Annotated in this window: 19 protein-coding genes; 13 read left to right on the forward strand and 6 right to left on the reverse strand. The window is 52.6% G+C overall.

What is annotated here, in order from left to right:
- Nucleotides 1–139 precede the first annotated feature (139 nt).
- Entirely contained in the window at nucleotides 140–502 is a 363-nt protein-coding gene (locus AC0LWN_RS32290; RefSeq protein WP_474672659.1) for a hypothetical protein, read from the reverse strand.
- A gap of 249 nt (nucleotides 503–751) precedes the next feature.
- Between AC0LWN_RS32290 and AC0LWN_RS32295 the strand changes: the two genes are divergently transcribed.
- From AC0LWN_RS32295 to galU, 3 genes are all read left to right on the forward strand, one after another.
- Nucleotides 752–2,929: a glycosyltransferase family 39 protein gene (locus AC0LWN_RS32295; protein WP_474672661.1), complete on the forward strand. Its 2,178-nt coding sequence runs from the start codon at nucleotides 752–754 to the stop codon at nucleotides 2,927–2,929.
- A gap of 90 nt (nucleotides 2,930–3,019) precedes the next feature.
- On the forward strand, nucleotides 3,020–4,003 hold the full coding sequence (locus AC0LWN_RS32300) for a glycosyltransferase family 2 protein (protein WP_474672663.1): 984 nt from the start codon (nucleotides 3,020–3,022) through the stop codon (nucleotides 4,001–4,003).
- A gap of 22 nt (nucleotides 4,004–4,025) precedes the next feature.
- Entirely contained in the window at nucleotides 4,026–4,958 is a 933-nt protein-coding gene (galU, locus tag AC0LWN_RS32305; protein WP_474672665.1) for a UTP--glucose-1-phosphate uridylyltransferase GalU, read from the forward strand.
- 661 nt (nucleotides 4,959–5,619) lie between these two features.
- Here the strand turns inward: galU and AC0LWN_RS32310 are convergent.
- The 4 genes from AC0LWN_RS32310 to AC0LWN_RS32325 form a co-directional block, all read right to left on the reverse strand.
- Nucleotides 5,620–6,186 (reverse strand): FAD-dependent oxidoreductase, encoded by a 567-nt coding sequence (locus tag AC0LWN_RS32310; protein ID WP_458967737.1) that lies wholly within the window; start codon nucleotides 6,184–6,186, stop codon nucleotides 5,620–5,622.
- Between the two features lie 86 nt (nucleotides 6,187–6,272).
- Nucleotides 6,273–8,009 carry a sensor histidine kinase gene (locus AC0LWN_RS32315; RefSeq protein WP_474672667.1) on the reverse strand — a complete coding sequence of 579 codons (1,737 nt, stop codon included), beginning with the start codon at nucleotides 8,007–8,009 and terminating at the stop codon, nucleotides 6,273–6,275.
- On the reverse strand, nucleotides 8,006–8,692 hold the full coding sequence (locus AC0LWN_RS32320; RefSeq protein WP_019913763.1) for a response regulator transcription factor: 687 nt from the start codon (nucleotides 8,690–8,692) through the stop codon (nucleotides 8,006–8,008). Before AC0LWN_RS32320 ends, AC0LWN_RS32315 begins: the two co-directional genes overlap by 4 nt.
- A gap of 326 nt (nucleotides 8,693–9,018) precedes the next feature.
- On the reverse strand, nucleotides 9,019–9,900 hold the full coding sequence (locus AC0LWN_RS32325) for a LysR family transcriptional regulator (protein ID WP_474672669.1): 882 nt from the start codon (nucleotides 9,898–9,900) through the stop codon (nucleotides 9,019–9,021).
- 123 nt (nucleotides 9,901–10,023) lie between these two features.
- On the opposite strand from AC0LWN_RS32325, the gene AC0LWN_RS32330 reads away from it, so the two are divergent.
- The 10 genes from AC0LWN_RS32330 to AC0LWN_RS32375 all read left to right on the forward strand — a co-directional run bounded on the left by AC0LWN_RS32330 (nucleotide 10,024) and on the right by AC0LWN_RS32375 (nucleotide 22,425).
- Nucleotides 10,024–10,941: an ACP S-malonyltransferase gene (locus AC0LWN_RS32330; protein WP_474672671.1), complete on the forward strand. Its 918-nt coding sequence runs from the start codon at nucleotides 10,024–10,026 to the stop codon at nucleotides 10,939–10,941.
- The gene (gene mdcA / locus AC0LWN_RS32335; RefSeq protein ID WP_474672673.1) at nucleotides 10,938–12,584 is read left to right on the forward strand and encodes a malonate decarboxylase subunit alpha; all 1,647 of its coding nucleotides are present in this window, start codon (nucleotides 10,938–10,940) and stop codon (nucleotides 12,582–12,584) included. The genes AC0LWN_RS32330 and mdcA overlap by 4 nt, the downstream gene beginning before the upstream one ends.
- 3 nt (nucleotides 12,585–12,587) lie before the next feature.
- Nucleotides 12,588–13,412, forward strand: coding sequence for a triphosphoribosyl-dephospho-CoA synthase (locus AC0LWN_RS32340; protein ID WP_474672675.1), 825 nt, complete (start codon nucleotides 12,588–12,590; stop codon nucleotides 13,410–13,412).
- Nucleotides 13,413–13,438: 26 nt separating this feature from the next.
- Nucleotides 13,439–13,738, forward strand: a complete 300-nt coding sequence (locus AC0LWN_RS32345) for a malonate decarboxylase subunit delta (RefSeq protein ID WP_474672677.1) — start codon at nucleotides 13,439–13,441, stop codon at nucleotides 13,736–13,738.
- Nucleotides 13,728–15,401, forward strand: coding sequence for a biotin-independent malonate decarboxylase subunit beta (mdcD, locus tag AC0LWN_RS32350; RefSeq protein ID WP_474672679.1), 1,674 nt, complete (start codon nucleotides 13,728–13,730; stop codon nucleotides 15,399–15,401). The genes AC0LWN_RS32345 and mdcD overlap by 11 nt, the downstream gene beginning before the upstream one ends.
- Nucleotides 15,395–16,015, forward strand: coding sequence for a malonate decarboxylase holo-ACP synthase (locus tag AC0LWN_RS32355; RefSeq protein WP_474672681.1), 621 nt, complete (start codon nucleotides 15,395–15,397; stop codon nucleotides 16,013–16,015). Before mdcD ends, AC0LWN_RS32355 begins: the two co-directional genes overlap by 7 nt.
- Nucleotides 16,016–16,095: 80 nt before the next feature.
- Nucleotides 16,096–17,217, forward strand: coding sequence for an acyltransferase family protein (locus AC0LWN_RS32360; protein WP_474672683.1), 1,122 nt, complete (start codon nucleotides 16,096–16,098; stop codon nucleotides 17,215–17,217).
- 444 nt (nucleotides 17,218–17,661) lie between these two features.
- Nucleotides 17,662–18,825, forward strand: coding sequence for a glucose-1-phosphate adenylyltransferase (locus AC0LWN_RS32365; RefSeq protein ID WP_474672685.1), 1,164 nt, complete (start codon nucleotides 17,662–17,664; stop codon nucleotides 18,823–18,825).
- 23 nt (nucleotides 18,826–18,848) lie between these two features.
- Complete coding sequence (gene glgD, locus AC0LWN_RS32370) at nucleotides 18,849–19,952, forward strand: glucose-1-phosphate adenylyltransferase subunit GlgD (RefSeq protein WP_458967743.1); 1,104 nt, start codon at nucleotides 18,849–18,851, stop codon at nucleotides 19,950–19,952.
- A gap of 40 nt (nucleotides 19,953–19,992) precedes the next feature.
- Nucleotides 19,993–22,425 (forward strand): glycogen/starch/alpha-glucan phosphorylase, encoded by a 2,433-nt coding sequence (locus AC0LWN_RS32375; protein ID WP_474672687.1) that lies wholly within the window; start codon nucleotides 19,993–19,995, stop codon nucleotides 22,423–22,425.
- A 108-nt stretch (nucleotides 22,426–22,533) separates the two neighbouring features.
- Here AC0LWN_RS32375 and AC0LWN_RS32380 read toward each other — a convergent pair whose 3' ends face one another.
- The gene (locus tag AC0LWN_RS32380) at nucleotides 22,534–23,013 is read right to left on the reverse strand and encodes a GAF domain-containing protein (protein ID WP_474672688.1); all 480 of its coding nucleotides are present in this window, start codon (nucleotides 23,011–23,013) and stop codon (nucleotides 22,534–22,536) included.
- Between the last annotated feature and the right edge of the window lie 583 nt (nucleotides 23,014–23,596).

Here is a 23,596-nt window from a genome sequence, read left to right on the forward strand (position 1 = left end):
TAGATTTTACGCTCGGAAAGTCTTCTTTATGTCCGAGCAACCGCATATCTATGCTGTTTTCAAAAGAGCGAACACCTGTTTTGATTATATCAGATCAAACCATGTAGGACAATTAAGCTGTCCAAAGACAGCCCTTGTCCTAAGCCGATTCATCCCATGCCTGAAGAGGTTGCGCTTTCTCGGCTATATATACTGTAATTTCAAGTGCATCGTCCGTTAGAATGTATCTCTCCCCGTTTGCATATGCCAGCAATTTTTCGAAATACGGTGATGCGTCTACATGCGTGCCTACAAAACGAATCGTCAGGTATTTTTGCTTAGAGAACAATTTCGCAGTGGATTCCAAACGTTTAGGATCATCCGGTTCTAAGAACATGAATAATGAATGGTACTCTTCGAAATTCCTTTCTTGTAGGCTTGTGACTGAGATCATCAAACCTACTTGGCCTAAGAAAATACTGGACTTCATATTGTTGCTATTTTCTAAAATACGAATAGGCATTTCCAGATTATCGCCTTTAAGAATCCTTTGTCCAAATATAATATAGCTCATTTATATCAAAGAATGGACATGAACTCAGCATAAGCCTGATTCATGTCCATTTTTTTGGTGTGTCCGCATCATCCGGGTTTCAGCAAACATTCAGCCTGATTTCATTATGGGTTAAGGTACGGGTGCAATAATACACCTAAGTAAAGCTGGACCGGGGGGAGAGCACTGCCGGAATAGATGGATGGGGAGTGGAGTGAGATGAAACTGATTAAAAAGCTGGGTTCCGATGTTGTGCTGCTTGTCATCCTGCTGCTTGCAGCATTTCTGTACGGGTATGGAATCTGGAATGATCATTATGTAAATACGTACTATACAACGGCGGTAGGGAGCATGCTGCAGAGCTTCCACAATTTCTTCTTCGCCTCGCTGGACTCGGCAGGCTCGGTAACGGTCGATAAGCCGCCGGTTACCTTCTGGATTCAGACGCTCAGCGCGCTGATCTTCGGACTGCATGGCTGGAGTGTTATTCTACCGCAGGCACTGGGCGGCGTTGGCTCGGTCCTGCTGGTGTACCTGCTGGTGAAGCCGACCTTCGGCAGAACTGCAGCGCGGTTGGCCGCACTCGCAATGGCCTCTACTCCGGTAGCTGCAGCCGTCAGCAGAACGAACAATATTGATGCCATGCTGGTATTTACACTGCTGCTGGCAGCGTGGTTTCTGTTCAAGGGAACAAAGAGCAACAAAACCGGCAGTCTGCTTGCCGCATTTGCACTTATTGGCGTAGGCTTCAACGAGAAAATGCTTCAGGCCTACATGGTATTGCCGGCGTTTTACCTCTTTTATATCCTGGCAGCGAAAGTGAACTGGAAGAAAAAAACCGGGGTGCTGGCAGCCTGCACGGCAGTGCTGCTGGCAGTCTCCCTGTCCTGGGCGGTGATCGTGGATTCGATTCCGGCCAGCAAACGCCCTTATATGGGCAGCAGCGGCACCAACTCTGTGCTGAATCTGGCTTTTGGCTACAACGGGGTATCGCGTTTGACCGGTGACCGCAGCACAGGCGGCAGCGGAGGCGGCGGGGGGATGTTCGGCGGCGGTGAAATGCCGTCATGGAACGGCGGCGAGATGCCGGCCATGAATGGCACTGGCGGCCAAGGGATGATGAATGGCACTGGCGGCCAAGGCGCTGCCGGCGGTCAAGCGGGAAATGGTGTTCAGCCGCCGGGGCAGGCTCCAGGCGGAACGGATGACGGCTCAACCGGCCGTGGACAGGCCGAAGGTGACGGCGGAATGCAGGGCCAGGGCCAAGGCGGGCGAATGGACAGAGAAGGCCGCGAGTTCGGCGGCGGCCAATTCGCTGGCGGGCCAGGAGGGATGAACCGCGGCGGTGGCGGAATGTTCAATACAGGTACCGCAGGTCCGCTGCGCTTGTTCCAATCGGCGTTGTCCGGTCAAGCCAGCTGGCTGCTGCCCTTCCTGCTGTTCGGCTGCATAGGGATTTTTGCCAGCCTGCGCAGAAGAAACTTTACCCAGAAGCATAAAGAAGCGCTGTTCTGGCTGGCCTGGCTGGTGCCGGCTATGGGATTCTTCAGCATCGCCGGATTTTTCCACCAGTACTATCTGATTATGATGGCTCCGCCGATTGCAGTTCTGGCCGGCGCAGGCTGGCTGCGGCTCTGGGCCTACTATAAGGAACGTTCGACCTGGCTGTCGTGGCTGCTTCCGGCGGCAACGCTCGCAACGGCTGTGTTCCAGTGGTACATTATTCATCCGTATGACGATACGATTGGAGGCGGCTGGTCCATTGGCGTCCTTGCGGCGGGCATCGCGGTTTCCCTGCTGCTGCTTATCCTGCGGATACTGAAGGGCCGGGAGAAGCCGTTCGTACACGCGGCGGCTGTGCTTGGATTGCTGGTGCTGCTGATCGGACCTACGTACTGGGCGTTTACGCCGATAACCTACGGCTTGAACAGCATGACCCCGGCGGCTGGCCCGGAAAGCGACAGTGGTTTTGGCGGCATGGGCGGCGGAGGCGGCAGTGGCGGTGGTGGCAGAAATAACACCGCAGGTGTCAACGAGAATCTGCTGACTTACCTGAAGGAGCATAATACAGGCGAGAAATATCTGTTCGCGGCTATGGATTACGGAACGGCAGGCCCGTATATCATCGACAAAGGTGAGTCGGTAGTCATTCTTAACGGGTTCAACGGCTCGGATGTGCCGTATACCACCGATACGCTGAAGGCGCTGGTTGCCAGCGGCAAGGTGAAATATTTCCTCGTCACCACCGGCGGAATGGGCGGCGGTGGCGGACGCGGCGGCAATTCAGAAATTACCAGCTGGATTACGGAGAACGGGACAGTAGTTCCGACCGCAGATTGGCAGGGAACAGAGACAGGTATCAATGGCGGAACCTTGTATGAGGTTACGGTGAAATAGGATGTCGTTCAGCAGGCTGTACATGAAGCGCGCCGCAGAAGCTTTTACGGCAGGCGCGCTTCAATATATATATTTAGGGAGGAACTGCTCATGAGCACCAGCGTGCGCTATTCCGTAGTCATACCAATGTATAACGAAGAGGCGGTTATTCAGGAGACCTACCGGCGGATTAAGAAAGTAATGGGAACGACAGGAGAACCCTATGAACTGCTGTTCGTTAATGACGGCAGCACCGACAACTGCGCGCAGATGATTGAGGAGTACAGCTATTGGGATGAAAGCGTGAAGCTGATCGACCTGTCCCGCAACTTCGGTCACCAGATTGCCATCACCGCCGGTATGGATTATTCGCTGGGCGATGCGGTCGTCATTATCGACGCCGATTTGCAGGACCCGCCGGAGCTTATCCTGGATATGATCCAGGAATGGAAACAAGGCTATGAAGTCGTGTATGCCAAACGCATCAAGCGAAATGGTGAGTCCCTGTTCAAAAAATGGACCGCAAGCGCCTTTTACCGGGTGCTGCGCTATTCCACGGACATTTCGATTCCTGTGGATACCGGCGACTTCCGCCTGATTGACCGCAAGGTGTGCGAGGAGCTGAAACGGCTGCCGGAGAAAAACCGCTTTGTACGCGGCTTGGTAAGCTGGGTAGGCTTCCGCCAGAAGGCTATCGAATATGAACGTGATGAACGGCTGGCGGGAGAAACCAAATATCCGCTGAAGCGCATGATCAAGCTGTCGCTGGACGGCATTACCTCTTTCTCCTATAAACCGTTGAAGCTGGCGGGCTATCTGGGAGGACTACTGTCCGCAGGCGGGTTTCTGTACCTTATGTATGTGCTGTACCTGGTGCTGTTTACGGACTCTGCTGTTAAGGGCTGGGCGTCCATGATCGGCATTACGCTGACCTTCAACGGATTCGTGCTGATCATGCTGGGTATCCTGGGCGAATATGTCGGCCGGATCTATGACGAGACCAAGCGGCGTCCGCTCTATATCGTTCAGGAAATCTACAGCGGCAAGAAACAGCAGAACGTGACTGAGCAGAGAGTTGCGCAGCTAAATAAATAACAAGGCAAGGGAGTGGTCCATTATGAAAATTAGAAAAGCCGTTATTCCCGCCGCCGGACTGGGTACACGATTCCTGCCGGCCACCAAAGCCCAGCCGAAGGAGATGCTGCCCATCGTCGACAAGCCGGCGATCCAGTATATTGTGGAGGAGGCGGTCCGCTCCGGCATTGAGAGCATCATTATTGTGACCGGCCGCAACAAGAAGTCGATTGAGGATCATTTTGACAAGTCGGTGGAGCTGGAGCAGACTCTACTCGACAAGGGGAAAATGGATTTGCTTCGCGAGGTGCAGGGAATCAGCGCGCTGGCCAGCATCCATTACATCCGGCAAAAAGAGCCGCTCGGCCTCGGCCATGCCATCCTGTGCGCAGAGCAGTTCATCGGCGATGAGCCGTTTGCCGTGCTGTTAGGCGATGACATCATGGTCTCCCAGCCTCCGGCGCTCTCGCAGATGATGAAGCTGTACGAGCAGTCGGAGCAGACAATTGTCGGTGTGCAGCAGGTGCCCAGATCAGAAGTGGGCAAGTACGGGATCATCGCCTCCGGCGGCTCTGTGAAAGGTGTGCATGTGGTGAGCGGATTGGTGGAAAAGCCTGCCCCGCAGGCTGCGCCTTCAACGAACGCCATTATGGGGCGTTATATCCTGCAGCCCTCGATCTTCTCAGTGCTGAGCAGGCTGGAGCGCGGGGCCGGAGGCGAATACCAGCTGACCGATGCGCTGCATGAGGTGTGCCGCAGCGAAGGATTGCTGGCGCTTGATCTGCAAGGCAAGCGCTATGATATCGGCGACAAATTCGGCTATATCCAGGCGACGCTGGAGATGGGCCTGCAGCGTGAAGAATTGCGGCCGCTGCTGTTGCCGTACCTGCGGGAGCTGCTCGGGAGCCTTGGCGATGCGGAAGCGCAGGCGGTGTTGCAATTCCCGGGAGCAGGCGCAAGCAGCCGGAGGAGCTGATGGACGGCCACGGACAATTGACATCTAACCGCATAAGGCGGTTTCGGAGGAGCATGGCGGTCAGCCGGTGATCATCTGGAACGGCCTTATGTGCCGTCTGCGCGAGGTTTGTCTTCCTGCTGGGGCGTCTGGGAGCTGCCCGGAGCCAACCTTCGTCGCGGCACTGTCTCTTACTCTCGCTAGAGAAAGTTAATTGTGTTAATTGTGCCGCCTCGGCTAAAATTTATTTTACTGCTGTGTTGCCCGAACCCGAAGCTGCCCGTAGCCACTGCCGCCATCCTGCTCTTACTTTCGCTGGGGAAAGTTAATTGTATTTCCTGCAGCTATCTGGTGCAGAAATGTCTGAACGCAGAGTTTAGCTGTACTTCATACAATTAAAAATCAGGAGAGAGGGCACTTTAGCGGAAATCAGCAAATATAAGTGTACGAACTGCAACTAAACCTTTGTTAGGCGAAAAAAGTGAGGATATAAGTGTACCAAGTACAATTACCTGCTCAACATTCTCTTTGCAGCTACATCATGCCGGATCAGCGAATTAACCTGCGTGCGGGACGAACAAAAAAGGCCAACCCGAAACCATAGATTTCAGGTTGACCTAATGATACGAGCCTGCTGCCCACCGGCAGGAGACCTGCTTCAGCGCAGCCTAAATCACCCTGCTTAAGCCTTCAGCACATCATGATCGACGTATCTTGCGCCGTTCAGCTCGCTAATGACATTAACGGCGACCTTCGCGCCGTCTCCAGCGGTGATGATGGCGTGTACGCTTACTCCGGCTGCCGTTCCTGCTGCCCAGATGCCTTCGACGTTGGTTTTGCCTTGCGCATCAACCGCTACAACCGTTTTGATTCTCGGTTCAGTGCCGTCTTTGGTGTCCACTCCAGCTTTGGCAGCCAGATCGGTCAGCACGCCTGTAGCGAGAATGACATGCTTCGCTTCATAAGTGGCGCCGCTCTCAGTCTCGATTACGAAGCCTTCGCCTTTTGCGGCCAGGTTCACTGCTTGATCCGCCACCAGCTCCGCACCAAATTTGACCGCCTGCTTGTGGCCGGTTTCCACCAGATCAGGACCGCCGATTTCCGCGATGCCGTAGTAGTTCTCATACCAGCCTCTGCGTGTCATACCTTTGTCGTTGTCGACCAGCAGCGTTTTTTTGCCCGCCTTTGCGGCGAACAGGGCTGCGCTTGCGCCGGCAGGGCCGGCTCCGATTACGGCGATTTCATACATAAGATCAACCTCCTGTAGACTAAAAGTTTGGATAAGCGCTATCCATCAATTCGCTTACTATTATAACGTTAATTACAGCTCAATAGCTAATGAAGCAGGCAGGGGAGGGTAACCTTGAAGGCCGTCCCCTCTCCGGGAACGCTCTCCATACGGATATCCCCGCTGTGCGCTTCCACAATTGATTTCGTAATGGACAGGCCGAGGCCTGAACCGCCGTATTTGCGCGTACGCGAGGAATCGCTGCGGTAGAACCGGTCAAAGACATGAGGGATATGCTCGGCCGCGATCCCTGAGCCATTGTCCCGCACAACCAGCTCGGCTTCCGTGCCGCGGGCATGCAGCGAGATATGAATAGTCCCTTTCTCCGCATCGGTATGCTGCACCGCATTGTGAAATAAGTTAAGAATAACCTGCTTCAGCTTGTCGGGATCATACATTCCGCGGATGCCGAAGGATATATCAAAAGTCACCTTGCGGTCACCGGAGAGCAGCAGAAGCTGGGGCTGCATCTCTGTGATAACTTCCCCCAGCAGCAGGTTTTTGACATTAAGCTGCGGCGCTCCGTCCATTCGGGCCAGCAGCAGCAAATCCTCAACCAGCTTATTGATGCGTTTGGACTCGCCATGCATGCTGTTCAGCGCGCTGTAGAGCTGGTCTTTGTTATCTACCGCCCCGCGCAGCAGCACCTCCAGAAATCCGTGAATGGAAGTCAGCGGCGTCCTCAGCTCATGGGAAGCATCGGCGGCGAACCGGCGCATTTGCTCCTTGGCTTCACGTTCATTGTGAAAAGAAATCTCCAGCCGCTCCAGCATTCCGTTAAACGAACTGGACAGCTTATCTATCTCCGACTGTCCCTGATTCACCGGGAACCGCTCATTCAGATTGCCCGCGTCGATGATCTGCGCGGCTTCTCCCATCTTGGACAAGGGAACAAGCGTCTTCCGCAGTGCAGGCAGATACAGCAGCAGTCCAGCCAGCAAGGCTACCACCGACAATGCGGCAAAGATCAATAGCTGCTGCATGATCACATCCCTCAGGGGCCCCGTTTCGACACTCATCTGCAGCAGCATTTTGGCTTCCCCCGGTTTGCCGAGATTCATAAAAACAGCCAGGTGCTCTTTCCCATCTGCCGCTGTAATGAGCCTGTACTTGCCGGAAGCCTTGTCTGTGGTATGCTTCAGCAGCTCATTGTATTCAGCACTCGATAATCTGGGGGCGATAGAATCAGACAGCGTTTCCTCCTGAAAATCCTTGAAAGTGCCGTCCGCGCTGTAAATCGCGAGGGTCGTATGGGCATCCAGCAGCAGCGGGCGCCTGTTGCCGTTGTTCCGCATGCTGCCGGGATTTATGTTCCCGCTTCCAGGGGCTTCGCCGCCGCTCAGACCGCTGCCTAAAGGCGGCAGCCCGGGAGCGAGCGGAGCGCCGCTGTCTGCTGCACTACTGCCGCCCGACCCACCGGAACCGCCCGAACCGCTCGAATCACCCGAACCATCCGTCCTGCCCGTCCCGCCCGAGCTGCTGCCCGGAGATGCGCTTCCTGCATCCGAATTGCCGGTATCCTTACTGTTCGCTCCAGTTCCCGCCCCGTTATTCGCACCAAAAGCAAACGAATTGAAAAACAATTCACGCGGCACGGAGCGGATCTGCGTTTCCATCGACTCTGCTCTGTTGCTGTAAATGAAATCCCGCATCAGCACATACTGCAGCACTCCGATCAGGAGGAGCAGCCCCGACAGGATCAGCAGCGAGATGGCAAGCAGCTGCTTGCGCAGGGAACGCGGCGCCGGAAATTTGCCGAAGAGGCCTTTGGCGCGGGCGATCATATCAGATCCACACGATATCCCGCACCGCGCAGCGTGCGGATAATCCGGTGCTCCTTATCGCCGAGCTTCTCGCGGAGGGAGCGGATGTAGACCTCGACGATATTTTCCTCGCCGCCGAAGTCATAGCCCCACACCTTGTCCAGAATCATCGGTTTGCTTAGAACCAGGCCATGATTGATCACAAGATATTGCAGCAGCTCATATTCCGTAGGTGACAGCTCCAGCACCTCGTCCTTGTGGCGGATTTCCTTGCGCCGTCCGTCGATCCGGAAGGGGCCGCAGCGTACCTCTCCGAGCAGTCCCGGGAACTGGTTGCGCAGCCGCGCCTGAATCCGGGCAAGCAGCTCGTCGAAGCTGAACGGCTTCACCATATAGTCATCGGCTCCGATGGACAGCCCCTTGACGCGGTCATCCACCTCGTCTTTTGCAGTAAGCATAATAACGGCAATTTCCGTTTCTTCCGAGCGGAGGTACCGGCATACCTCGAATCCGTCCATGCCCGGCATCATCACATCGAGAATGGCCACATGCGGCTTGAATTCAGCAGCAACCGCAATAGCGCTGACTCCGTCCGGCGCGGTTCTTACTTCAAATCCCTCATTGATCAGGCCCAGCTCCAGGAACTGGAGAATATGAGGCTCGTCATCGACGAGCAGCAGTCTTACACCTTGGGCAGCCTTCATTGTCTGTTCCTCCAAATCGGTAATAGTTAGCTACATTATGACATACCACGTTGAATGTTTGCTGAAGATGTTTGGTAGTGAAGGGACAAGGAGTAGAGGGGGTCAGTAAAGTAAACTAATGTATCAACTCGCTGGAATACCGGGACAAGTCTATACGCGGGAGCGGATTTATTAATCCTGTTCGAGGAATACTTATGCTGGAGATGATCGAACGATAGATTTGCATATTAAACGCCTGTGTTAGCGTTGAGGGTTAGAAGAAGTGATAAAGTCCTGTTTATTGTGTCAAAAGGCTACTCTGCAAAAGGCGTTGTTTTCAGCAATGATTATGAGCGCGTGGCAGCCCCGAGTTCCCTGAAGAAATTCAACATAAAATCGAAAAACGATTTCTCAGTATCCGTAAACACCTTGCCGGCCGGCCAGGATAAGTATATGGTACGCAAACAGAGCGGTTTGCTGATGTGGACAAGCTTAATGTCTTCGGTGACTACCTGGTTCCACAGAATAGAAGGGATAAAGGATATACCAAGCCCGGTCTGAATTAAGCCCCTTACCGTGGCCGGATCATCGCTCTCAAAGACGATATCCGGTTCATAAGGGAGATGTGCGAAAAAGAGGTCTGTCGTCCGCCGCAGCGCATTCCCGTTGGTCAGGCTGATGAATTTTTCACGCTCCAGATCCTGCAGAGCTACGGTGCTCAGTGAGCTCAGCGGGTGAGACACGGGAACCCCAAGAACGATTTCTTCCTCCAGCAAAACGACCTGTTCATTGCCCTCAAGAGTCTCCGACGTGATCGCAAAATCATAAGCCAACCCCTTTTTGTTCTGGCCAGGATGCTGGCTCAGGTTGAAGCGGATATGAGGGTAGCTGTCGCGAAATTGCCGGACAATGTCCGGTAGCAGCATAGAACCCACAGCGATGAAAAGGATAATAACCTCCATTTTCTCCTGCTTCAATTCCTTAACCTCCGTCAACCCCTGCTCCAGTGCGTAAAGCGCCTGATCCACCCGCTTGAGAAACTTTTTGCCGCATACATTCAGCGTGATGTGCTTGCCTTCCCTGTCGAACAGCTTTACGCCCAGTTCAGTCTCCAGATTGCGGATCATTTTGCTGAGCGCGGGTTGGGAAATGAACAGTTCTTTGGCGGCTTTAGTCACGTTCTCATGCTTTGCAATGACTTGAAGGTACTTTAACTGTAGTAGCTCCAAAGAAACCGACTCCCTTAATATAACCTTGAGGTTATTAAAAATATGTAGATATAGCTATTTTACAATATTATCGCTGCTCTATACAATTGTGATGTGAACGAGTTCGAGTCTGCTAAAGGGGGTATGATTCTGAAGATCGTATTTATGTTCCCAGGTCAGGGATCTCAGACTCCGGGTATGCTGCAGGATGTGCCTGAGCTTGTGAAAAAAGCAACAAGTATTCTTCAGACTGAGATGCATGATGACGAAGAAGCGCTGAAATCAACGGTCTGGATACAGACGGCTTTGTTTCTGAAGGAGCTGGCTGTAGCCCAGCAGTTGATGGAGCGGGGCATTACTCCGCAATTCGTGGCGGGGCATTCAATCGGTGCTTACCCGGCCGCAGTCATCTCTGGAGTTCTATCGTTCGAGGATGCGCTGAAGATCGTTTGGCAGCGGGCAAACTTGATGGAAACTGCGTATAACAAGGGATATGGGATGGGTGTCGTAATCGGGCTAACGAAAAATGAAGTTCAGCGAGCCATTGACCGCGCTCATCGCGAGGAAGCGCCTGTATATCTCTCCAATATTAATGCGGAGCAACAAATAGCTGTATCGGGTTCATTGGAAGGTATACAGCTAGCATTCAGGTTTGCCACAGAAATGGGGGCGGCCAAGACAAGGCTATTGAAGGTACCTATTCCTTCGCACTCTCCGCTGATGTCCGGTATTTCTCGGGAATTATCGGAGATAATCTCCAAAGTCCCCTTGCGAAATGCGGAAATTCCGTACCTGTCCAACCACAGGGGGCGGATACTCCGAGATAAGGATAAGATTGCAGAGGATTTGGCACTTAATGTTGCCTATCCTGTGCGATGGAACGATATGGCCGTTGTTTGCGTCGAAGCGGGAGCCGACTGTTTTGTAGAAATGCCTCCAGGCAAAACGCTGACCCATCTGGTCCAGCAATCTCATCCGGAGATCCGCCGGATTTCCGTCTGTGAAGTTGGAATGGAGGCGGCGTTATATTTAATCCAAAAATGGAAGGGGCAAGAAGAATGAACAAAGTGCAACGTTCCTGGTCGCAAAAACGTGACCATAAACTTGAAAAACTAAATAAAGCTCAACAATGGCTGGAAGGAAAATACGTCGATGCCTCACGTATTGTTGAAGTAATGGAGGTACTGCTTGAACCGGGAGCCAGAGTGGTTCTGGAGGGGGACAATCAGAAACAGGCATCCTTCCTGTCGCAGAAACTGCTGGAAGTTGATCCGGGCAAGGTACACAACCTGCACATGATTATGTCGAGCATCTCCAGACCCGAGCATCTGGATATCTTTGAACGTGGAATAGCCGGCAAACTTGATTTTTCCTATTGCGGCTCCCAGAGCTTACGTGTTGCGCAAATGATTGAGGACGGAACGCTGAAGCTCGGTGATATTCATACGTACCTGGAACTGTTTGGACGCTTGTTCGTCGATCTTATTCCGGATGTGGTGCTGGTTGCTGCTGATAAAGCCGACCGCGAAGGCAACCTGTATACCGGTTTTAATACAGAAGAGACACCGACAATCGTAGAAGCCGCCGCGTTCAAGGATGGCATTGTCATTGTACAGGTCAATGAAATCGTGGATGTGTTGCCGAGAACGGACATTCCGGCATCCTGGGTGGATGTCATTGTGCAGGCCGACAAGCCTTATGCGCTAGAAGCGTTGTTTACCCGAGATCCGCAAAACATTACAGAGCTGCAAATCCTGATGGGAATGATGGCAATCAAGGGTATTTACGGCAAACACCAGGTACAGTCCCTGAATCATGGCATCGGCTTTAATACAGCTGCAATCGAACTGCTGTTGCCGACCTATGGTGAACAGCTTGGGCTGAAAGGCAAGATTGCCAAGCACTGGGTGCTGAATCCGCATCCGACGCTGATTCCGGCAATTGAAACCGGCTGGGTAGAGAGCATTCACAGCTTCGGCGGCGAAGTGGGGATGGAAAAGTATATTTCGGCACGAAGTGACGTATTCTTCGTCGGAAAAGACGGCAATATGCGCTCTAACCGGGCGATGGGCCAGGTAGCCGGTCAATTCGCCGTGGATATGTTCATCGGCTCAACGCTGCAGATGGACCCGCTCGGCAATTCTTCTACCGTGACTGCCGGCCGTCTATCCGGCTTCGGCGGAGCGCCGAACATGGGGCATGATCCCCGCGGACGCCGGCATGCTACCCCGGCCTGGCTGGACATGATCGAACATCAGCATGAGCTGTCCAAAGGCCAGAAGCTGGTTGTGCAGATGATCGAGACGTACGGTGCCAACAAAAAGCCGGTCTTTGTGGAATCGCTGGATGCGATTAAGGTGAAGGATGAGTCCGGACTTGCCGTTACTCCGGTCATGATCTACGGAGACGATGTTACTCATGTCGTTACCGAGGAAGGTATTGCTTACCTATATAAAACGGACAGTATCGAAGAAAGAAAGCAGGCGCTGGCAGCCGTTGCCGGAGTTACTCCGCTCGGTATGGAGAGCAATGAGAGCGATGTGACCGTACTCCGCGACAGAGGGATTGTGGCGCTGCCTGAGGATCTTGGCATTATGCGCAGACAAGCTAAGCGTTCCCTGCTGGCGGCCCAGACCATCAATGATCTGGTGGACTGGTCTGATGGATTATATCAGCCGCCGGCTAAATTCCGGACCTGGTCCTAAGTTATGCTTACCGCAGCCAGTACGACGTTCGGGGCCGACTTGGCCGCCAAAGCTGTGCAGGCGCTGGTGGACGAGGCGCTGCTAACACCTAAGCCGGGACTGGTCGATACCAGGGACAGCGGCTCCCATAGCGATATGTCCATCGGGCTGATGATTAAATCGGCCCGGGCCTTAGAAGAGACGTTTCAGCGAATCGCCGATGCCTCGTATCTTCATCCGCTCAATCAGTCCCTGCGTGAGAAGATCGCCTCAATTGGACGCGAGGGGGAGCAGCAGATGTTCTCCGCCACGAATGGAGTGAATACACACAAAGGGGCGATCTGGGCACTGGGTCTGCTGACCAGTGCGCTTGCGGCCTGTCCCGGAGAATGTGATCCGCACCGCATCATGAGCACCGCAGGTCAAATTGCCTCATTTGAAGACCGCTACCAGCCTTCTACACTTACTAATGGCCAGGCAGTACAGCGGAAATACAAAGTGATCGGGGCTGCCGAGGAAGCTAAGCTGGGTTTCCCGCATATCAGGGTAGCCGCACTGCCAGCCTTGCTCCGGGCCAGAGCAGGCGGGAAAACAGAGGATGAAGCACGGATTGAGGCGCTGCTGGCTCTGATGTCCACGGTGGAGGATACCTGTATTCTGCACCGTGGAAGCTTGGAAGATCTGGCGGCAATTCAGCGGATGGCCGGTGCTTGTCTCCGTGCGGACGGCTTCCGCTCGCAGACAGGCCGAAAGCTCTTTTACCGTCTGTCCGAATATTGCACCACTAGACGCCTCTCACCCGGAGGCAGTGCTGATCTGCTCGCCGCTACATTATTTCTTGTGCATTGAACTTTACCTTGGAGGTGTTCCCAGAAATGGAGAAACTGCAATTTCAATATAAAACGGATAAGCCGATTGAGAGACCGGTGCATATCGGTGTTGTCGGATCAGGAGATCTGGAGATTATTATGGAGCCGGTGGAAGGCGGTGTGACCACAGTTAGCCTTCTTACCGGAAGCGATGGCTTCGGACAGGTATGGGACAACGTACTGGGCCGTTTCTTCACACGTTATCCGATTACGGCTCATGTAACAGTACATGACTTCGGTGCGACTCCGGGGGTTGTTGCTTTAAGATTTGCCCAAGTTTTGGAGGTGCTTAATTATGCAGAATAGTTTTGTTGAACTGAACGGACGCGAACGTGCCAAAGCACTGCTTGATCAAGGAACGTTTCGCGAGCTGCTAGGCCCGCTGGACAACATACAATCTCCGCATTTGGAACCGCAGGGCATTGTCCCGCAAAGTGATGACGGCATTGTACTTGCGCTTGGAACGATCCGTGGCCAGAAGGTGTTGATCATCTCGATGGAGGGCGCCTTCCAGGGTGGAGGCATCGGGGAAGTCAGCGGTGCCAAAATTTCCGGTGCATTGGAGCTTGCCGTGGAAGAGAATAAACAGGGCAATACGCTTTATCCAGTCATGATCTTCGATACCGGCGGTGTCAGACTGCAGGAAGCGAATTATGGACTGCTGTCAATCTCGGAAATCTGCACGCAAATCGTGGCGCTCCGCAAGTATGTTCCAGTGGTCGGGCTGATACCTGGACGCGTCGGTGCCTTCGGGGGGATGTCCATTACAGCAGAGTTGTTCACAACACTGATTGCTACCAAGAAAGCACGGCTTGGTCTTAACGGGCCGGAGGTTATTGAGCAGGAAGCCGGCGTGATGGAATTTGACTCCAGTGACAAGGCGCTCATCTGGAACACGATTGGCGTTAATCAGCGCTTTGCGACGGGATTGGTGGACGAGGTCGTGGAAGACACGACGGAAGCTGTGATTGATGCGGTCAGTACGGCGTTTGCTGTACCGGCCAAACCGGCTAAAACCGAACAAGTTGATTTTCACCTGAGCTTGCTCGCGAAGCTGGATACCGAGGGTGAATGGACACCTGAGCGTTACCGGGAATTTTATAGCCAGCATACATCCACTCCGCAGTCTGTTCCATTAGCACAGGAGGGTAAGGCGGATATTGCCGACAGCCGGGGCTACCACTGGTTCTCACTGCTGACAGGCATTGTTCATCCAGTCAGTGAAGTGCCTTCGGTACTGGCCGCTGATGTTACAAAGAACGGCGTACTCAGCAGAGTCATTTCTGTCGTACCGGATGCTCGCAGTCACTTCCAGCGCGCTCGCAAAGGGGAAGTTGGCCTTCTGGAAGGCTGGACACTTGCGCAAATCGTGCGTGATGCCATCAAGCAGGATGAGCACAAGGAAGTGAAACGCCCAATTATCGCCGTAATCGACGTGCCGAGCCAGGCTTATGGCTACAAAGAAGAGATGGTCGGTATCAGCCTGGCGCTTGCCGCCAGTGCCGACGCTTACGCTACAGCCAGACTGCAGGGCCATCCCGTCATCGGTGTAATTGTTGGCAATGCAATCTCCGGTGCTTTCCTGGCTCATGGCTTGCAATCCAACCGCCTGATTGCATTGAATGATGATAAGATCAACATTCAAGCGATGTCGAAAGCCTCCGCGGCCCGGATTACCAAGCGGACGATTGCAGAGCTGGAAGAGGCAACGAAGAAAGTCCCGGCTATGGCATACGACGTGAACAGTTACAGCACGCTGGGACCTCTATACCGTCTGCTGTCCGACATTGAAGCGGACGCACCGAAAGCCGCTGATGTGGCTGCAGTCGAACAGGCCATTGCCGAAGCTGTTTCTTCAACCGTGGGAGCAAAGCGTGATCTTAGCTTCCGCCTGCAAACGCAGGAAGCCTTGGCCGGCGGTCGTAAAGCCACGCTCAAGGTGCGTGAGGTATTACGGCAGCAGTGGTAATCCGGCCGCATGACCTGATTGAGGTGTCCGATTTGTCCTATCTTGTAATGGATGAAGAAAGGGAGTGGGTCACCACTTCACTGCTACGCACTCCCTTTGTTGTCGTCCGGCGTGCGGAACGGTATCAAGACGGCAGCGTTCCAGTGGGGATTCGGGGAGCCCAGCGAAATCAGCGGGAGCCTGCCTTCCTTGACCCGCAAGGCATCGGGCGCATTATCTCGCCGTATGAGATTGCCGAGAACAGGATGTGGAAGGTGCTGCCTGCGGAAAGACAGGCCTTGCCTGTTCTTCGGATCATGGATCAGGTTGCAGAGCTGATGACGAACTGGCGTTGGGGACCGACCGGCAGTGCCGGTTTTGAACTGGTAACGGGTACCCCGTCGCTGAAGGAAACCAGCGATCTTGATCTTGTTATTGAAAGGGAAGGCCATTTCAATTTTGAAACGGCAGCCAATCTTTTGTACGAGCTGGATCAGCTGGAAGCGCGGATCGATATTCAAGTCGAGTGCGCGGAAGGAGCCTATATTTTGCGTGAAATCATCGACAGTCGGGCTGAAACAGTAGTGCTGCGGACGCCTCTAGGGCCGAAGCTGGTCCGGAGCCCTTGGCGGTGATATGAGCTTTTATCCAAGGTGAGGGGGAGAGCACGATCGTTTAGCTGAGAGATTAATCCGCAAACGGTTATGTGCGTTTTATGGAAAAAACATCGGAATTAAAATTAAATATTAATGAAAGTGATATTTTAAAAGTATTTGCCGTCAGCGGAGCCATCCTGCAGAGTGTGCTCGGAATGTTCCTGAAGCATGCGGACGGAAATGGAGATTTAGCGTTGTTAGCTGTAATCTATAATCTGGTAAAGTATACAGCACCAGTCTTTATTTTTGCCATCGTTTATGGAATGGTCAAAGGAAATCAGCATACGAAGGTGGGACATTTCTACAAGGAAAAGTTCTACGAGCTGGTCATCCCCTATTTTCTATGGGCAACGGCAAGTCTGATCTTAGTTCCGAGCGTGCAGGTTAACACCCATGTCACCTCGTTCTGGACACTAATTGAATCATATATCGTCGGTAATTCCTCGCCACAATACTGGTATACGGTGATGATGCTACAGTTCCAGGTTCTGATGCCGGTGCTGATCTATGTCAGCTACAAGTTCCTTGCCAAGCCATCGCGGGTTATTCCGACACTAATCGTAAGCTTCCTGATCTTCGGCGCGTGGTTGTGGATGTATGACACCTATGTCTTCCGTGCTGAATACGCGGTTAGCTTGCGCTACCTGGACCGTGTATTTGTCAGCTATTTTATTTACGCTCTACTGGGAGGAATCGCCTGGGTATACAAGGAACGATTCGACAGCGTGCTCCGCCGGGTCCAATTTATCCTCATTCCGGTCATGCTGCTGCTGCTTATCTGGACCAATAGAGAGTTCTTCAGTTATGGCTTCAAGGATATGAGCTTCGGCAACCTGGTCTACCTGAAGCCATCCATGACGCTATATAGCCTGGTTGTAATCGCTTTGATCTACATGCTGGCGAGACATCTAATAGCCCGCCAGTCGCGTGTGCTACCGTTCTATAAATGGCTGTCCACATATGCGTACCGCGCATTTACCGCGAATGTGTTTGTGTTGTACTTCGTGTTGAAGCTGTTTGGCGGACTGGTCGACCAACTGCCGTTCTTCGTGGCTCTGCTGATGGTCTATCTGACAACGGTAGCCTGCTCGTTCTGCTTGGTGTATGCTTTTGCCAAGTTGTACGCTTTCCTGAAACGGTTATTTGTGAAAAAGGAAATAGTGGCTCCGGCGCATCATTGAGCGGAATTTTACACAAAAAATGCACTCCAGCATACTGCTGGGTGCTTTTTTTCGCTTCAGTGCTGTACTTGTTGAGGATGAGGTTGGATGCAGAAACTGTGGGAGGACGATTACGCTTAATACAGCCTCAAGGGTTCAAGCCGATTTTCTAGGTTGAGAAAGTTGAGTTCATAAGAAATACAGTTAGAATTTTAAAGTTTTCAATTGGGGCAATAAAGGGTTTTGACGGCGGCTATAGAACACTTTACAATAAAGATACATACAGGTCTTGAGTCTTATCCTTGGACCTGGTGAACTGTCCCGATTCCATCGGTTTCCCCGTTTTTGACCTTAGCACATTTCCTGTCAAGATCATCTCTTTTGCTGTACCTCTTTCTGAAATTTCTATTCAACCAATCTGATTTATTACATGCTTCAATACCCATAAGTCAAGGAGGCTCTTCCATGATGAAAAAAGAAATGGTAGCCATGCTATTGGCGGGAGGCCAAGGGAAAAGGTTGAAGGGATTGACCAAATCACTCGCTAAGCCCGCTGTTTATTTTGGGGGAACCTACCGGATTATCGACTTCCCCTTGAGTAACTGCTCCAATTCAGGTATTGATACAGTGGGTGTGCTGACGCAATATGAGCCGCTTGTGCTGCACTCGTACATTGGAGTAGGCAGTGACTGGGATTTGAACCGCAAGGATGGCGGTGTATTCGTGTTGCCGCCGCATGAACGGGAGAACGGAAGCAGCTGGTATCGGGGAACGGCAGACGCGATTTACCGTAATCTTAAATTTGTTGACCAATTTGACCCGGAGCATGTACTTATTCTGTCCGGCGACCATATCTATAAAATGGACTATAACGCAATGCTGCAGTACCACAAGGCGAGAAATGCCGACTGCACCATTTCGGTCATTGATGTTCCTCTGGAGGAGGCCAGCCGGTTTGGCATACTCAATACGGAGGAGGATCTGAAGATTTACGAATTTGAGGAAAAGCCAGCCAAACCTAAGAGCACACTGGCATCTATGGGTGTCTATATTTTCAAATGGGAGGTTCTTCGCAAGCATCTGCTGGAAGACGGGGAGAACGCAGGCTCCTCCCATGATTTCGGCAAGGACATCATTCCGCTCATGCTGGAGGATGGCCAGTCCCTGTACGCTTATCCTTTTGAAGGGTACTGGCGGGATGTTGGTACGGTGACAAGCCTGTGGGAAGCCAACATGGATCTGCTGTGCGATACCCCGCCGCTGAATTTGAATGATCCGGGCTGGCGCATCTTCACCCGCAATCCGAATCAGCCGGCGCAGTATGTGGCTCCCGGAGCGAAGGTATCGGGCTGCATTATCAATGAAGGCTGCATCGTTCGCGGAGAAGTGAAGCATTCGGTGCTCTTCTACGGCGTGGAAGTGGGCGAGGGCAGCGTGATTACCGACTCGGTCATTATGCCCAAGGTCAAAATCGGCAAAAACGTCAGAATTCACAAAGCCATCATCAGCGAAAACACGGAAATTGAGGATTATATGGAAATTGGTATCGAGCGGGAGAATGAGAATGAAATTCTGCTGATCGACAATCGGAGCAAGAAACGGAAAAGCATTGCGGCCAAAACCATATAACCAGCAGAGGACGGTGGATTCGGATGAAACAACTGATGGGCGTCATTAATCTTGACCATGAACTGGATAAACTAAATGAGCTGACCTATTTCCGCTGCGGCGCTGCCGTGCCTTTTGCCAGCCGTTACCGGCTGATTGATTTTGTCCTCTCCAATATGATGCGGGCGGAGCTGGAGAGCGTGGGGTTGTTCGTCCGCCGCAAATACCGCTCCCTGATGGACCATCTTGGCGACGGCAAGTCATGGGATATGAACCGCAAGCATGGAGGATTGTTCATCCTGCCGCCCGACTGGAATGATCCGACGGATACTTCCCTTGGGGATCTGCAGCATTACCACAACAATCTCGATTTTTTCAAAAGGGCTTCGGCCAAATACATTGTGTTCTCCGGCAGCCAGCATATTAACACTGTTGATCTTCAGGAGGTGTACCAGTATCATCTCGAGCAGGAGGCCGACGTAACCCTGGTTTACAAAAAAATAGACCAGCTCCAGCCGGAGCATGATCTGTGCCTGCGCGTTGAGGTGAACGAAGAGAATGCCGTAACGGAAATTCACCATGAGAAGGATCATCCGAATGTGTATCTGGATATTTTCATTATGGAGAAAAAGCTGTTTTTGGAGCAGGTGGAATACTGCATTGCCCATGGGGAAAGCTATTTCTTTCGCGATGTCATCCAGAAGAACCGCCACAAGTTCAAAATCGCCGCCTATGAGTATACCGGCTACCATGCGGTAATCAACTCTCTGGAGAGCTATTATAAGAACAGCCTGAGCCTGCTCCAGCAGGATAATTATTTCGGACTGTTCAAGGAGAATCAGGTGCAGACTAAGATTAAATATGAAGCCCCGACCCGGTATCTGGACAGCGCGGAGGTCAGCAACTCGCTTGTCGCCAACGGCTGTATCATCGCCGGAACGGTGGAGAACAGCGTGATTTTCCGGGGAGTGCAGATCCGCAAGGGGGCGCGCATTATCAACTCTGTTATTATGCAGAAATGCGTAATCGAAGAGAATGCCGTCATCGAAAATGTCATCATGGATAAAGACGTGCATTTGAGCAAGGACAGGATACTTGTCGGAGACAGCAAACGCCCATTTGTAATTGCCAAGAGCAGCAAGATCTAACCGCATCCCAAAAAAGCATTTAGTCAGGAGGAACCTGCTGTTGTTCAACGATAAAGAGACTTTCAAACAAGTGTTCCGCGAGACACTCATCGGAAAATTGGGCAAGCCGCTGGAAGAAGCATCTAACGCCGATGTCTACAATATTCTCGGCAATATGATCCGCGAGAGCGCGGGCAAAGATTGGGTGGAAACCAACCAGAAACTAAAAGCCGATAAGGATAAGCAGGTATACTATTTTTCAATGGAGTTTCTGATCGGCAGGCTTCTTGGCAACAACCTGCTGAATATGGGTGTGCTTGAGATTGTAAGGTCAGGACTTGAGGAGCTGGGGTTCTGTCTCCGGGATGTCGAAGAAGAGGAAGCGGACGCGGGCCTCGGCAATGGCGGTCTGGGCCGCCTCGCCGCCTGCTTCATGGATTCGTTAGCCTCCCTGCAATATGCGGGGCATGGCTGCGGCATACGTTACAAATATGGTCTGTTCGAGCAGAAGATCATTGACGGGTATCAGGTGGAGCTGCCCGATAATTGGCTGCAGAATGATAACGTATGGGAAGTGAGACGGGAAGACAAACAGGTGGAGGTACGGTTCTGGGGACATGTTGAGACCTCTGCAAAGGACGGAGAGCTTGTCTTCGAGCACAAAGACTATGAAGCGGTGCGCGCGGTTCCCTATGATGTTCCGATTATTGGGGCAGACCGCAGGCATGTGAATACGCTGCGCAACTGGAGCGCAGAGTCCATTACCCAGCCTTCGAGAATGTTCGGATCGCTGGCAGGAAGCGACTATCACAAGTTCCTGGAATACAAGCGTTCGGTGGAGTCGATCTCGGAGTTCCTGTATCCCGATGATTCGGAATATGAGGGCAAGCTGCTCCGTTTGAAGCAGCAGTACTTCCTCTGCAGCGCGGGACTGCAGAGCATTCTGCGGACCTACAGCAAGACGGGACTTCCGATTGAGCAGTTGCCGGACAAAGTGGCCCTGCATATCAATGACACCCATCCCACGCTGGTAATTCCTGAGCTGATGCGAATCCTGATGGATGTGCATGAACTGGGCTGGGATAAGGCCTGGAGCATGACCACCCGCATGGTCTCTTATACCAACCATACCATTCTCAGCGAAGCGCTGGAAAAATGGCCGCTCGGGATGGTCCGGGAGCTGCTGCCGCGTATCTTCCTCATTATCGAGGAGGTCAATGCCCGGTTCTGCGGCGAGCTGATGAGCAAGTATCCCGGGGACCAGAATCGGATTAATCAAATGGCGATCATTCATGACGATCAGGTACGGATGGCCAATCTGGCAGTTATAGCCAGCCATAGCGTCAATGGAGTAGCTGCACTGCACACAGAAATTTTGAAAAAACGCGAAATGCGCCTGTTCAATGAGATGTATCCGCACCGGTTCAATAACAAGACGAACGGCATCACCCACCGGCGCTGGCTGCAGCATGCCAATCCCGAGCTGGCTGGACTGATCAATGATTCCATCGGCACCCGCTGGGTTCATCATCCGCAGGAGATGATCGGTCTGATTAAGTACAGCGAGGACGCCTCCTTCCAGGAGCAGGTGGCCGGGATCAAACGCCGCAACAAGGTGCGTCTGGCAGAGTATATTGCCGGCAAGCATGGCGTGCAGGTTGATCCGGACTCGATTTTCGATGTGCAGGTCAAGCGGCTGCATGCCTACAAGCGCCAGCTATTGAATGTTCTGCATATTATGCACCTGTACAATCAGCTGAAGGACAACCCTTCGATGGATATCGTGCCGCGCACCTTTATCTTTGGCGCCAAGGCGGCGCCGAGCTATCATCTGGCGAAGCGGATTATTAAGCTGATTAACACTGTGGCGGATGTCGTCAACAAAGACCCGGACATCAAGGGCAAGATCCGTATTTTCTTCCTGGAAAATTACTCGGTATCGCTGGCAGAGAAGATCATTCCGGCCGCCGATGTCAGTGAGCAGATTTCTACAGCGAGTAAGGAAGCCTCCGGCACCGGCAACATGAAGTTTATGATGAACGGCGCGCTGACCATCGGTACAATGGATGGAGCCAACGTGGAAATGCATGAAATGGTGGGAGACAACAATATGTTCCTGTTTGGTCTGCGGGCCGAGCAGGTCATGGATTACTACCAGTTTGGCGGCTACCATGCACGCGATATTTACAATGGAGACTCCCGTGTGAAGGAAGTGCTGGACCAACTGGTTACACCGGGTCCTATCTGCTGTCACACCCAGGAGTTCGAGACATTGTACCAGTCGCTGATCGACAACAATGATGAGTTCTTTGTGCTCAAGGATTTCGCTTCTTATGTCGAGACGCATGTCAAGATTGACCTGGCCTATCGCAACCGTAAGGAATGGCTGAAAAAGTCGATTATTAATATTGGACACTCCGGCAAGTTCTCCAGTGACAATACGATCAGCCGCTACGCTGCCGAGATCTGGAACATCAGTCCGGTCCGGCGGTAAGCTTGAGCTGTTCCCCTATCTGAGAGAAGCTTAATGAACGAAACAAGACCCTCACGGTGCGCAGGTCATTCTGCGCCTGTGAGGGTCTTGTATGTCCCAAGGGACAGATTAAATAACGTCCGAGACCATTGCTGCGAACCGCTCCAGGAAGCGCCGTTCTTCATCATCAAAACGGTGCTTGAGCGGGCTGTCGATGTCAAGGACGCCGAGCAGGACGCCGTCACGTACCAGCGGAACGACAATCTCGCTGTTCGAGGCTTCGTCGCAGGCAATATGTCCGGGGAAGGCATGCACGTCGCCCACGACAAGGGTACGGCGCTCCGTTGCTGCCGTGCCGCATACTCCTTTGCCGAGCGGAATGCGGATGCAGGCCGGCAATCCCTGAAATGGCCCGAGCACAAGCTCCTTACCGTCAAATAGATAGAAACCGGTCCAGTTGGTATCCGGCAGAGAGAGCTTAAGCAGCGCTGAGGCATTGGCCAGATTGGCAATGGCATTCGGTTCGCCTTCCATCAGTGCTCCGAGCTGGGTAAGAACCGCCTCAAACCGCTCGCTGCGTGTGCCGTCATAGGGCATGGCTTGAAACATGAAGCATCACCTTCCTGTACGATAAATCAGCATGAATCCATAACTGTAACTAACAACATAGTACAGCGCAGCGGGATACGTCAAGCCTTCCGGGGATTTTGTCAGGGCAATCGCTTACTAAAGGTCTCAAAACAGGTGAAAACAAGGAAAACCGTGAGTAGGTACTTCGCCCAGAGACAACGGCAGAAATGCCGTTGTTGGAGCGAGATTGGCGGGTTTGCTCAGAAACAACGGCAGAAATGCTGTTGTTAGAGCGAGATTGGCGGGTTTGCTCGGAAACAACGGCAGAAATGCCGTTGTTGGAGCAGGATGGGGTGGTAGGCCCGGAAACAACGGCAGAAATGCTGTTGTTAGAGCAGGATGGGGTGGTAGGCCCAGAAATAACGGCAGAAATGCCGTTGTTGGAGCAGGATGGGGTGGTAGGCCCGGAAATAACGGCAGAAACGGCTAGGCCCCCTAATTCCGGAGTCTGCCCTATCAAAACTTAAGTTCTTGTAGGATTGCTCTTTCTTTCAAAGTGTAAGGTGAAAAAGACTGCGGTCCTCTAGCTTCATGACCCACTGAGAAAAGATCAGCGGGGGCT

Source organism: Paenibacillus sp. sgz302115 (genome assembly GCF_056120445.1).

What these genes read in the sequence shown, in the direction of transcription:
- AC0LWN_RS32295 (WP_474672661.1), top strand. Translation starts at nt 752, where the DNA reads ATGAAACTGATTAAAAAGCTGGGTTCCGATGTTGTGCTGCTTGTCATC.
- AC0LWN_RS32360 (WP_474672683.1), top strand. Translation starts at nt 16,096, where the DNA reads ATGGAAAAAACATCGGAATTAAAATTAAATATTAATGAAAGTGATATT.
- AC0LWN_RS32320 (WP_019913763.1), bottom strand. Translation starts at nt 8,692, where the DNA reads ATGAAGGCTGCCCAAGGTGTAAGACTGCTGCTCGTCGATGACGAGCCT.
- AC0LWN_RS32340 (WP_474672675.1), top strand. Translation starts at nt 12,588, where the DNA reads ATGCTTACCGCAGCCAGTACGACGTTCGGGGCCGACTTGGCCGCCAAA.
- AC0LWN_RS32315 (WP_474672667.1), bottom strand. Translation starts at nt 8,009, where the DNA reads ATGATCGCCCGCGCCAAAGGCCTCTTCGGCAAATTTCCGGCGCCGCGT.
- AC0LWN_RS32300 (WP_474672663.1), top strand. Translation starts at nt 3,020, where the DNA reads ATGAGCACCAGCGTGCGCTATTCCGTAGTCATACCAATGTATAACGAA.
- AC0LWN_RS32345 (WP_474672677.1), top strand. Translation starts at nt 13,439, where the DNA reads ATGGAGAAACTGCAATTTCAATATAAAACGGATAAGCCGATTGAGAGA.
- AC0LWN_RS32290 (WP_474672659.1), bottom strand. Translation starts at nt 502, where the DNA reads ATGCCTATTCGTATTTTAGAAAATAGCAACAATATGAAGTCCAGTATT.
- glgD (WP_458967743.1), top strand. Translation starts at nt 18,849, where the DNA reads ATGAAACAACTGATGGGCGTCATTAATCTTGACCATGAACTGGATAAA.
- AC0LWN_RS32380 (WP_474672688.1), bottom strand. Translation starts at nt 23,013, where the DNA reads ATGTTTCAAGCCATGCCCTATGACGGCACACGCAGCGAGCGGTTTGAG.
- mdcD (WP_474672679.1), top strand. Translation starts at nt 13,728, where the DNA reads ATGCAGAATAGTTTTGTTGAACTGAACGGACGCGAACGTGCCAAAGCA.
- mdcA (WP_474672673.1), top strand. Translation starts at nt 10,938, where the DNA reads ATGAACAAAGTGCAACGTTCCTGGTCGCAAAAACGTGACCATAAACTT.
- AC0LWN_RS32330 (WP_474672671.1), top strand. Translation starts at nt 10,024, where the DNA reads ATGATTCTGAAGATCGTATTTATGTTCCCAGGTCAGGGATCTCAGACT.
- AC0LWN_RS32310 (WP_458967737.1), bottom strand. Translation starts at nt 6,186, where the DNA reads ATGTATGAAATCGCCGTAATCGGAGCCGGCCCTGCCGGCGCAAGCGCA.
- galU (WP_474672665.1), top strand. Translation starts at nt 4,026, where the DNA reads ATGAAAATTAGAAAAGCCGTTATTCCCGCCGCCGGACTGGGTACACGA.
- AC0LWN_RS32365 (WP_474672685.1), top strand. Translation starts at nt 17,662, where the DNA reads ATGATGAAAAAAGAAATGGTAGCCATGCTATTGGCGGGAGGCCAAGGG.